This is a genomic window from Anaerolineae bacterium (genome assembly GCA_016931895.1).
Taxonomy (GTDB): Bacteria; Chloroflexota; Anaerolineae; order 4572-78; family J111; genus JAFGNV01.
On sequence record JAFGDY010000043.1, the window covers coordinates 39,946 to 52,240 of the forward strand.

7 protein-coding genes are annotated in these 12,295 nt (G+C 54.2%); 3 read left to right on the forward strand and 4 right to left on the reverse strand.

What is annotated here, in order from left to right:
• Nucleotides 1-12: 12 nt before the first annotated feature.
• Entirely contained in the window at nt 13-813 is an 801-nt protein-coding gene (gene cbiQ / locus JW953_03880; GenBank protein ID MBN1991817.1) for a cobalt ECF transporter T component CbiQ, read from the forward strand.
• 93 nt (nt 814-906) lie between these two features.
• Nucleotides 907-1,677: an ABC transporter ATP-binding protein gene (locus JW953_03885; protein ID MBN1991818.1), complete on the forward strand. Its 771-nt coding sequence runs from the start codon at nt 907-909 to the stop codon at nt 1,675-1,677.
• Nucleotides 1,678-1,753: 76 nt separating this feature from the next.
• Here JW953_03885 and JW953_03890 read toward each other — a convergent pair whose 3' ends face one another.
• The 4 genes from JW953_03890 to JW953_03905 form a co-directional block, all read right to left on the reverse strand.
• Nucleotides 1,754-3,961: a hypothetical protein gene (locus JW953_03890; GenBank protein MBN1991819.1), complete on the reverse strand. Its 2,208-nt coding sequence runs from the start codon at nt 3,959-3,961 to the stop codon at nt 1,754-1,756.
• 437 nt (nt 3,962-4,398) lie between these two features.
• Nucleotides 4,399-5,064: a YdcF family protein gene (locus tag JW953_03895; protein MBN1991820.1), complete on the reverse strand. Its 666-nt coding sequence runs from the start codon at nt 5,062-5,064 to the stop codon at nt 4,399-4,401.
• 146 nt (nt 5,065-5,210) lie between these two features.
• Nucleotides 5,211-8,090: a right-handed parallel beta-helix repeat-containing protein gene (locus JW953_03900; GenBank protein MBN1991821.1), complete on the reverse strand. Its 2,880-nt coding sequence runs from the start codon at nt 8,088-8,090 to the stop codon at nt 5,211-5,213.
• Nucleotides 8,091-8,182: 92 nt separating this feature from the next.
• Nucleotides 8,183-10,624, reverse strand: a complete 2,442-nt coding sequence (locus JW953_03905; GenBank protein MBN1991822.1) for an IPT/TIG domain-containing protein — start codon at nt 10,622-10,624, stop codon at nt 8,183-8,185.
• Nucleotides 10,625-10,906: 282 nt separating this feature from the next.
• Between JW953_03905 and JW953_03910 the strand changes: the two genes are divergently transcribed.
• Nucleotides 10,907-12,217, forward strand: a complete 1,311-nt coding sequence (locus JW953_03910; protein ID MBN1991823.1) for an AAA family ATPase — start codon at nt 10,907-10,909, stop codon at nt 12,215-12,217.
• The last annotated feature ends 78 nt before the right edge of the window (nt 12,218-12,295 follow it).

Here is a 12,295-nt window from a genome sequence, read left to right on the forward strand (position 1 = left end):
GGTTTTACGACCATGCATTTCAACACCTTTGATCGTTACGTAACCAAAGAGAGTCTGATCCACCACCTGGACCCTCGCGTTAAGGTAGTGGGCGCCCTTCTTTTTATTATCTCCAATGTGCTTTTGCCCGATGGAGCCTGGCCGGCTTTTTTACTGGCCTGGGGTTTGATTTTGGGGGTCAATGGGCTGGCTCGCCTGGAATTGACGTATGCCTTTAAGCGATCCTTCATTGCCCTGCCCTTTGCCCTGGCCGCAATGACCGTGATTTTTACGCTGCCGGGCCAACCCATCTTCACCCTGACGCTTGGCCCCTGGCAGGCCGTAGCCACGGATGCAGGCTTGACCCGCTTTGCCAGCGTTGTCATCCGCAGTTGGCTGTCGGTGCAGATGGCTATTTTGCTCATTGCTACCACCCAATTTCCAGATCTGATGCACGCCCTGCGCCACCTGCGTTTTCCCCATTTGTTGGTGGCCGTCATCTCCTTTACGTATCGCTATTTGTTTGTGCTGGTTGACGAAACAATACGCCTGTTACGCGCCCGCGAGGCCCGCAGCGCAAAACCGGCCGGTGGGAGAGGAGGCGGCTCGATTATCTGGCGGGCGCGCGTGGCCGGGAATATGGCCGGGCAGCTCTTTTTGCGCAGCTACGAGCGCAGCGACCGGGTGTATAACGCTATGCTGGCCCGCGGCTACCAAGGCCATTTCCAAACCCTTAACCCCCACGTAATGCGCTTCAGGGATTGGGCAATGGGGGGCATAGCCCTGGTAATGTTAACCGCGCTGCAAATAATTGGGCGAGTGCCCCTGCGTTAGAACCAAGGCATGTAATGTACACAGGGTATTCGCACGGGATACGCAATACGAGTTACGCCCGCTATTCAAACTAAAATTTTCTGGACAATCAAGATGCCTGTAATTCACGAAGCAAAACAAAAAAAAACAGCCGGACCATGTACCCCGGTTGATGACCAGCCTACCCTGGTGGTAAAAAATCTTCATTTCAACTACCCGGATGGGCGAACAGCCTTGCGCGGTGTATCGCTGCAAATAGAGCCGTGCGAAAAGGTGGCCCTGGTGGGACCAAATGGGGCCGGCAAAAGCACGCTCATGCTACACCTCAACGGCATTTTGACCGGCGACGGGCACATTCAGGTGGCCGGGCTGCCGGTGGTCAAGCCCAACCTGCCGGTTATCCGGGCCAGGGTGGGGCTGGTTTTTCAAAACCCGGACGACCAACTTTTTTCACCCACGGTTTTTGAGGACGTGGCCTTTGGCCCGCTGCACATGGGCTTTCCCGAAGCCGAGGTGTACGCCCGCGTGAATGAGGCCCTGGCCCAAGTGGCCATGCTTGATTATGCCCACCGCCTATCGCACCACCTCAGCGTGGGCGAGAAAAAACGCATTGCCATTGCCACCGTTCTTTCGATGAAGCCGGATATTCTTATCCTCGATGAGCCATCGGCCGGGTTAGACCCCCGCGCCCGGCGCAGTCTCATCAACCTGTTGCACGACCTGCCCCTGACCATGCTTGTTTCCACGCACGACATGTTAATGGTACGCGAGCTTTTTCCCCGGATGGTGATTATGGACGAAGGTCGCATTGTGGCCGACGGCCCCACGATTGAACTAATGAACAACGAGGCGCTGCTGGAAGCGCACGGCCTGGAACGGCCCTAAAAAACAGGCCTTTCGGGTCTAAAAAGACCCGAAAGGCCCTGATGCGCTCAACAACCTATCGTTTTCGGGCAGGTCATCAAGAATTCTTGCGGATAATGGGCAAAAATATGCCGCCGGCCGCGCTGCGGGCATATAAACCGGCTGCGGTGCCCACATAAAGTATATCCTTATCGGCCTGGTAAAAAACGGACAGGATCATCACTGAGGGCAGCCCGTCGCCCATTACCCGGCTCCAGGTAACCCCATCATCGCTGCTGGATACCAGACCATACTGGTGCAGGGCCGCGTAAATTACCCCCGCCTTGCTGTCGTAAGCCAGTTGGCCAAAAAGCGGGGGGAACGGCACCAACGAGGGCTTGAACGTGGTTAAGCCCAGGCTGGCGGTGATGTAGGCGGGTGTCCAGGCAGCGCCATCGTTAAGACTCTTCAAAAAAACGCCCTGGCAATCCATGGCATAAACCGTGCTTGGCGTAATGGGGTTGACCAGCACATCGTTGCCGCCACAGCCGCTACTGGTGATGAGATCGGTCCAGGTCAATCCGCCGTCACTGCTTTTAATGGTCACGGTAGGCCCAGTATGGGTAGCATAGAGGACCAGTGGATTGGTGGGATGCACGGCTATGGCTGTCCCACCTATGGCCAATCCGGTTAGAGGGGTCCAGTTCTGGCCGCTATCGGTGCTTTTTGCTAACAGGCCAAAACTTGAAGCGCCATAAATGGTGGCCGGCGTGGTCGGATCAATGGCCAAGTCTGAAGGCAAATCTGGCCAGCCAGAGGTCGAGGCCACCCAGAGGTTGCTATCGGTGGTGCGCCACACATCAGGCACTCCAAGGGAAGATAGGCCGCCAAAGTAAGCGATGTTGGGATTGGTGGGATGGATAGCTACAGCTCCGGCATAGTTGCTTTCCCCGCTGCTGGACCGGCTCCAACTTTGGCCGCTGTTGGCGCTTTGGATAAGGCCCTGGCCACTAATCAAAAGACCATCAGAAGCGCCTGTGGCCGCGTAAACCGTATTGTTCAGAGCAGCAATGCCATTGACCGGGTAAGCTCGCAGGTCAGTATTGGCCGCCACAAACTCAAAGGCAGTGGCCCCCACCTGGTAACTGGCCGGTGTTTTATATACCCCGGCTGAATTATCGTTGGCAATGCTGGCAAAATAGAGTACGCTATCACTGTTGGGGTCAACGGTCAAATGGTTGATACTCTTTTGGCTGGGTGCCTGGCCCAGCAAGCCCCAACTATTCCCCTGATCCGTGCTGCGATAGACAGCGCCAAGGACCGGCGGAAGAGGAAAAAGAAGGGGCTGCGTTGTGGCCACGTAAAGCCACCCCTGGCTGTCAATCGCCATGGCGTTGGGGACATAAAAGAGCATTCCGGGTTGGTTAGGCAGTTCGGTCCAACTCTGGCCCCGGTTGGTAGTCGAGTACACCGTGCCCGCGGCACTGGCAACCGGGGAGAGATCCCCTCCTACCAAAGCATAGGCCCGGTTAACGTTGGTGGGGTCGGCCACAATTTGCATAAATACTTCATTGTCGCTGCCGATATAGGCCTGGGTCCAATTGACCCCGTCGGTGCTGGTATAAACAGTTTCGTTATAGCCGCTGCCGTTATCGGCTTCGCCACCGGCATACATAAAGCCGCCCCCGCTTTCGGCCAGGGTGTGAATATTGGCCGTAATTGGGGTTACATTGGCCAGGTTCCAGGCAGCGCCATTACTGCCGTAAAAGAGGGGCCGGGTGATAGGCGCGCCACCAATTGCGCCGGGGTCTGAACCGGCGATGATCCTGCCAGCGCTGCTGAAGTGGGCCAGGGCAAAGATATTGCTATTGGGTAGCACCACGCTGTTCCAGCTATTGCCCCCATCCGCGCTCCGCCACAGGCGAGAATGTTGCGGTGTAGGCCCACCCACCTGGCCAATCAGGCTGGAGACATAAATATTTTGGCCGTTAGTCACCACAGCGACGGCCGTTAACCCCTGGTGTACACTTTCGTGGTCAACTTCGACGGGCAGGCCGGTTAGTTGCCAAGTTGCGCCGGCATCGGCACTTTTCCACAGGCCGGCGCCGGGTTCAAAATATGCTCCGGAAAACAGGGCATCGCCGGCGCGGGCGTAGAGGGTGGTGGGGTTGGTTGGGACCGCCACAATTTCAAACACCCACCCGCCGTCAACCCCTATTGCCTGCCAGTTGCCGGCAGCGGCCACCAGGCTAATGGCGACAAATACCATCAGGCCGGCCAATCCCAGGCTAACGTTTATCATTAATAGTTTTTTCAACATGGACATTATTTTCCTCCTGAAAACAACTTAAATCAATTCCCCAACCCTGTAAAACGTTGTTAGCAAATATCAACCCCTTTCTAATAGATAAATCTCTTAAAAGTCATACAACTATTACTGAGATGCACGGCCGTGCGTCTCTACAAGAATCCTAATGCCAATTTTGTGAAACGGGTTGTATGAGGTTTATCTGGTTTCCCTATAATAAGGGTTCTATAAACTCATCTAACCTGGGAGAATATAAGAACAGGCTACAAATAGGTTCAAAGTGAGGACACCTGACGGCAAGGTAAAGTGATGAGTTGAGGTTAATGACGATTAGCCATAAAAGGCCTGGCTATTTTTGGAAGCAGGCAGTTTTGTAACCCGGCTTCCAGTTTAACCGATATAGCGGGAAAAAGCAATAGGAAGATTTTTAAACCTGACCGCTAACCCATAACATTTTACCGATACGCCGTTGGCCGCAAGGCCCAGGCCAGCTGGCGCTCAAAGCGCCCCCGCCGGTCCAGAGTATGGGCCAACCCCAGTAACCACTCGATAAGGTGTTCCCGGATATTATCCAACCGGCCGGGCAACGAAGCAATAATCATAGCTCGTAATTCGGGCAGCAGGTCGGCATACTCCGCCGGAAATGTTATCTCGGCCAGGATGGCGGGGTGAACCGGAATAACGGCGGCGTTGAGCCAGGCTTCATCCAGGTAACGCTGGGCGCGAGGCGCGTGATAAAGGTGGGTGATGGCAAAAATTTGGGCCAGGCCGTAAGCGCGGCGCAAGGCCCGCGCCGCTCTCACTTCCAGCATGGTGCAGTTGGCTCGCCGGCGCACAATCAGATAGTCGGCGGGAATCTGGAATTTTTCTAACAAGGTTGATTTCACCACTTTCGCGTCGGGCCGACGCGCCGGCCCGTGAACGTCTGAGGCTACAAAAAGGAGATAAGGTTTGGGCTGCGGGGCGCTATACCACAGGGCGGCGGCCATAGCCACCCGGCCCCGCAATTGTTTATTCTCTTTTTTTGTGCCCTGGCGTTTGCCCATAATGAGAATGGCCGAAGGGGTTTCAGGCCAGGTGAGTTCGTCTTCAGACGCAGAGAGTTTTTGATCCGGTCCCATCACGTATCCTGGGCTAACAAACTTCTGCGTTTGAATGTACCTGATTTGTTAGGGCTGGTCAAGTTGTTGAGTGATTGTGGCTCTGACTCAAAAAAGAGGTTGTCTCTTAAACGCGACAACCTCTTTGGCTGACAATTTATAGGAGATTATTTATTCTTGAGAATAATGGGCAAATAAATGCTCATTTTCTCTGAACTGAACACATACGTGTTGCCCCCCACAATGGCATCAACCAAGGCTACGCCCGGCCCCCCATCAATGGCTTCGTAGATCGTCACCGTGGTCGTATCAACCGACGGCGCATTGACCCACAAGGTGACGGTTTGGGTCTCACTGCCGTACATCGGAATACCGGCAATGGTGCCCGAACTGGCGTTGGTGATGGTTATCACACTGCCCCCGGTCCAGGCAATCCCACTGGATTTGGCATATCCATTCACGCTGGCCCAGCGCCCGGCCAACTCACTGTCCAGGTCCAGCCGCACCGCGTTGGCATCAGGCACATTGGACACATCCACAATGAGGTCAACGGGCTTGGGCGCGCTCTTGATATTGGTCACCTCAAACACAATGGCCCCCACTGCCTGCGCTCCGGCTCCACCGGGAATGATGTCCACATTGCGCTGGCTGAGGTTGTTGTCCCAGGGGATGTCACACTGGTGCACCACCGGGTCATCAGCAGAGTTGATTTCGCCGTGCAAACAGGTGTGACCGGTGCGGGTCGGTATCCAGCTAAATTTGAGGAGTTGCGTGCCGGTGGTGGGGGCAATACTGTTTGTCGTCGCCGTGCCAATGAGCGCCCAATCGTCGCATTTGATGCCCAGTGACGGTTCGTGCCAGTAGACCTTGATAGTATCACCCGTATGAGAGGCCGCGCTGCCCCGGTTACGCACGATCATATAAACATAGTTGGTCGTCCCGCTAAGGGGGTTCTGATGTTCCAGGCCGCCGTCATCGGCATTGCGCACCCAGATGTCGGGGCTTTGCCAGAAGGAGGTGGTGGGAACGTCGCCATTGTCACTGTCATTATCCCGGGCCCACAGGTCAATCACGTCGCTGGACACGGCAACGGTCTGGGTCTGCACATCATTGCTGGTATCCTGGTCGCCGGTCAGGGTGACGGTAGTGGTGAAGTGGTAGCTGCCCACATTAGCGGGCGTGAGGGAGGGAAAGCTCAATGTAGCATAGCCCAACGGCGGTAGGTCTGTAGATTGGTTGTGAGGGCCGTAGTCTGCGCTCAGGGCTGTCCCACCGGCCTGCACCGACACGTTGATGCCAGTCTCAGCCGTAGTGCCCGCATTGCCGATTTTGACCGTCGGGATGACCGATTGCCCTTGTTTGCCCGCCTTTTTAGGTTGGAGAATGGCAATCACCTGCACATCCACCAACGGCTCGTAGGCCGAGGAGAACTCCGAGGTGTTGCCGGTGTTATCGGTGGCGGTGGCCGTCACGTTGGTGCCGGTGAAGGCGCTGGCCTGGGTGAAGGTGAAGTTACCGGAGGCGTTGGCAGAAGTGGAGCCGTGATAGTACTGTCCTTCGTCCTCGGCGTCAGAGAAGATTTCCACTGTGCTGTTGGGTGGGGCCTGGCCCGAAACGGTGTTGGTGCTGACGTTGGTCAGAATGGGCGGGAAGAGTTCCTGGTTGCCGCCGTCTCTCAAAAGAATGCCATTGTCGTCATTATGGTAAATGCGGTTCTGCCGCAGCGTATTATTAATGCTACCGTTCTCCATAACAAAAATACCGGGGCCGGGTCGTTGATCAACTCTGTATTTTGTATAAGCAATCAAATTGTTCTCCGCCAGGTTGTCGTGAGCGCCGTAGCGGAATAAGATGCCGTAGCTGGTGTTTCCCAAATCAATGGTACCACTTGCGTCGGTGCCAATGTAATTCCCTTTAACAATATTGTTGTGAGCGCCCACAGAAATAATGATACCACCATAAGCGTTACCACTGACCAAATTACGCTCGGCTGGGGTATTACCGCCAATCAGATTATGCCCAGCCCAATCAATAATAATCCCCAGGTTTGTATTGCTGACGATTGATGTTCCTGTTATATTGGTGCCAATGTAATTGCCGCTAACCGTATTGCTCATCGTGTCAAGGTCTCTGATGATCACGCCATCAACATTGCCGCTGATGAGATTGCGCTCTCCAGGGGTATTACCGCCAATGATGTTGTACCGTGCCCCTTCAGAAATAAGCACCCCCGACATAGCATTACCTATTGCAGCCAAACCATTAATATTAGTGCCAATGTAATTAGCTTTGATGGTATTGCTCATTGTGCTACTACCATCAACCCGCACACCGTATTCCTTGTTGCCTGAAATCAGGTTGCGTTCACTGGATGTGGTTCCACCAATGGTATTGTTGGTCGCGCCATCATCAATGGAAACACCACTCCCGCCGTTGTCACCGTTGTTCAGAATGTGGTTGCCACTGACGGTGTTACCTGTTGTGGCGCTGCCATCCAGATCCACCCCATCATCTTGATTACCGATGATGAGATTACAATCACCGGCGCAGCCCGTATCAGGTGAACTGTTTATGCCGCCAATCGTGCTGGTACTTGCATTGGTCAGGTGGATGCCATTGCCGGGGAAATCTTGGATTTGTAATCCCCTGATGACGGCATTATTGGTTCCGGTAATGACCAGTCCATCGCCAACCCCTAAACTACTCCCATCTATAATGACGCCCGCATTACTGCCGTCAATCGTAACAGTATCGGTGGTAATAAAAGGCAAGAAACCGGAAGTTAGCGTAATAGTAGCCGGAGTGCCTAGTGGAAAAACAGAGTTACTAAACGTAATCGTCGCTCCTGCCTGCAAGCCCAACATACACTGCCGCAACGAACCCGGCCCGCTGTCTAAGGTGCTGGTCACTGTACAATCGCCGGGCGCGTAGAGCGGCCGAACCGGCGGCGCAGCCTGGGCCGGGCCAGCAGCCAGGATACCAAAAACTACTACCAGAGCCATCAGCGGTAGACTGACGGCGACAATCATAGGATAAAACTTCTTCATTTTGTCCTCCGTTGAGATTTTGATTAATAAGGGGTCATGGGTCCCTTTACCCTACCATTCATTGATTGATATGGCCAAATTCCGAAAACGCATCAGTTCTTGAATATAGTCGGCAGGTATACTTTTCCCCTGGTTTCCGAGGTATAACGATATATCCCGGCTTCAACCAATGTCTCTTCGGCCATACCATCCAATTGCATCCCGCCGGTAGTGACACTGCCGCCGGCGGTACCGGCATATAGAATCACCCGCTCTGCTGCTATTCCGGCTGCCAGCGAATTCACATTGGCATAGCCTAAAGCCCCGGCGGCCCGCTGCCAAGAGTTACCCAAATTGAACGAGCGAAACAGGCCGGTTGTTGTGGCTTGATAGAGAGCCAGGGTGGGGGGAATACCGGCAAAATAGAGTTGCTCTACCTGTAACCCTAAATGTTGGCCAACCATCTGCCAGGATACCCCCCCATCACTTGACCTATATACCCCGCTGCCATTGCCAGCAAACACCCGGTAGGGCGATGTCGGCTCTACCAGGATGTCAGTAGCCAGACGTAACTCCGCAGTCTGAGCGCCAATGTCCAGCCAACTATCGCCATTATTAGTACTCTTAAAAAGGCCGCTCCCCGATGTAGCGGCGTAAACTACGTTTGAGTTTATGGGATCAAAGGCCAAATCAGTGACCTGGCTGATTTCCTGGCTAAAACTCATGCGGGTCCATTGCGCCCCATAATTGGCACTTTTGTAAATGCTACCTTGAGCGGAGAAAGCACTCCCACACGCATGTTGAATCCCAGCCAGCAGAACGCCAGAATTTAACGGGTCGGCTTTTAATACTTGTGGCCATAGCCAGCAACCGGCATATTGCGGCGGCGACATAAGCGTACCGGATATGGGCCAGGTTACCCCGCCGTCGCTGCTGATATAAACCTTTTCATTGGTGCCATAGTAAGCCCGGCCCGGTATAAATGGGTCCAGCAACAAACTGCTGCTTCCTTGTATCCCATTTTCCAAAAATTGCCAGGCTCCCCCCCCGGAGTCGGTTTTAAAAACGCCCGGCCAGCCGTCCACCAGGGCATAAACCTTTTCTGGATGGCCGGGGGCCACAGCCAACTGTTTGGGTCTGATTGCTGCCAAACCTTGATTAACGATGGTCCAATCTGTACCATTGTTGGTTGTTTTCCAAACTCCATATTGGCTGTCGGATGCGAAAATGGTATTGGGGATGGTTGGGGGTAAGGCAAAGTCTGTTACCAAATTATTAGGGCCAAAAGAGGTCCAATTTGCGCCGCCATCAACCGTTTGATGATTACCCGAATGGCCGGCAATAAATACGCGGTTAGCCGTAGCCGGGTCAAAAACAATCATCGAAGCGCAGCTTGGCTGGCCGGTAAAGATTTCAACGGGCGACCATGTGGTCAAGTCTGAACCGGTACTCTTTTTAATTATGGCCCCGGCTGGACAGCCGGTGAAATAATCGCTCCCTATCCATACTTCATGAGGACTAAAGGGATTGACGGCCAAACCGATAATAGTTACATCAGCAGTGACCGTAACCGGCCGAGAGGCAAAGGTCCATGAGTCGCCGCCGTTGGCTGTGCGAAAGAGATAACCATTCTCGGTGGCCAGGTACATAGTCAGGGGGTTGGTTGGATGAAACGCCAGGGCGGCCACTTCTGTATCGGTCAGGCCAGTCATTGCGCTTGCCCACGTTTGACCATAATCAACAGATTTAACCAGCCCCGTCCCCGGATTGGGCGTACCCGGCACAGATTGAGCCGTGCCGTATATAACTCCCGGACTTGTAGGGTGGGGGTATATCTGAAAATGGCTGGGGGTGCCGCCACCGGCCCACAATGAAGGGGAAATAGGAATAGGCGTCCAGGTGTCACCCTCATTATCTGAGCGATAGGGGCCTGCCTGTCCATGATTAGCATATACTCTGTTAGGCGACAGGGGGTCTACCGCCAACGCGCTGGTGTTTCTATCAGCAAATACAAACACCCAACTGTCACCTGCATCTCGGCTACGGAATATACCTACGTCAAAGGCGCGCGCATAGAGCGTAGTAGGAAGGAGAGGGTTGAGAGCAAGCTGATTGATGGTGCCGCCATACGGCCCACCCGTAGTCCATATCCCAATGGCTTGGGTCACGGTAAAAGCGTTAGACAGGCCGGCGGAAGCGCCATCCGGGTTGGTCACAGTTAAGGGGTAAACGCCAGGCTGCAAGCCCCACGGTACGGTTGCAGTTAAGGTGGCGCTACTGACCCACCCTACATCTACCAACGTTGTGCTGCCCACCTGCACCGTGGGGGGAGTGATGACAACAGTACCGGACAACTCGGCAGTAAAATTACTGCCGGTGATAACAATCGCTGTCTCAAGGTCATTGGGCGCAGATGAGGGGTCAACCTGGGTTACGACAGGGGGAGACTTCAGGGGCGCAGCCTGGGCCGGGCCAGCGACCAGGATACCAAAAACTACTACCAGGGCCACCAACGGCAGGCTGGTGGCGACAATCATTGAAAAAAACTTCTTCATTGTGACCTTCCTGTCATTTTTATGCTGATGTTAAGAGAATTTTTAAGGATGGTGATTGTACTGATGGAGAGAGTGGCAGTGGTTGCTTCTGATGCTCGGACAGAATTTTTGTGGTTAGGCGTTGGCCCAATGATACTTTAAATTCTGGAATGTGCAACTAACCCATTGTAACAAAATACCCCTCCCTATTGATGGGTTTGGGTACATTAGGATTTTTGTCCGATTCCCCTTTTTGGGCAGACTGAGTATCATAAACCATGCAAACTGCCGGGAACTATGCTGATGCTTCACATCCATTTATTGGGTCAACTCCGTGTCTTTTTCAATAACCACCCTCTTGACGTTGCCGCTCGCCCTAAAGTAGAGTCGCTGCTGGCGTACCTCTTGCTGCAACGAAACCAGACCCTCTCCCGCGATACAGCAGCCTTTGCGCTCTGGCCCGATGTGTCCGAAACCGACGCCCGCGCCAACCTGCGCCGACATTTGCATGCCCTCAACCGCGCCCTCCCCTTACCCAACCCGCCGGCCGAAACCTGGATTTTACGCGACCACCAAACCATCCAATGGAATCCCCAAGCCGATTACTGGTTGGATGTCGCTGAATTTGAGCAACAAAGCCGGACGGAGGCGACTCTGGCGGCGGCTGTCCAACTTTATACGGGCGATCTGCTGGAAAACTTGTACGAAGATTGGCTCTTTTACGAGCGCGAACGACTGCGCGATCTTTACTTTGCCCTCCTGACCCGTCTCACCGCCGGGTATCGCGCCCAACGCAACTTTGCCCAGGCGTTGCATTACGGCCAGGAAATCTTGCGGCGCGATCCATTGCGCGAAGACGCGGCGCGACAACTGATGATAATTTATCAAGAAAGCGGCAACCGCGCCGGCGCGCTGACCACCTACGAACGATTTGCCCGGCACCTGGCCGAAGAACTGGCCGTTGAGCCGATGCCCGAAACGGTAGACCTTTACCAACGCATCAAGCGCAATCTACCCGTAACTGAGCCGCAACAAGCCCCACTGGTAATCGCTGCCTCAACCGGCCCAAAACCGAGGGAACTATTGCCCTTTGTGGGCCACCAGACCGAACTGGAGCAATTACATACCGCCTGGGGTCGAACGGCGCAGGGGCGGGGCAGCCTGGTGTTGGTCGGCGGTGAAGCCGGTATTGGCAAAACCCGGTTACTCAATGAACTAACTAAAATGATTGACCCGGAAGAAGGGCGGGTATTGTTGGGCGCAACCACGTTTACCGAGCCAATGCCCTATCAAGCCATCGTGCAGGCCCTGCAAAGTGCCTTGCCTTTAGTGGCGGCGCTGGACATTTCTGAACTGTGGCTGGCGGCCTTGCAGCCTATTTTGCCCGGTTTGCAGGCCCGCCGACCCCATTTATTCCATGCGCCTCCCCTTGAGATTGACCAGGAACGCGACCGGCTCTTTGAAGCGATGGCCCATTGTCTCATCGGCTTGGCCCAACCGCGCCCGGTACTTTTGGTATTGGAAGATTTTCATTGGGCCAGCGCCAGTTCGGTGCTGCTGCTGGAATTTTTAGCCCGCCGCCTGGCCGAGCATCCGGTGCTGTTGGTAGTTTGACAATGTTAGATTATTATGTCAAGTAAAAAAACAGAATAGAAAAATGGACAAAAAAGATAAAAGCCGGTAAAAAACAGA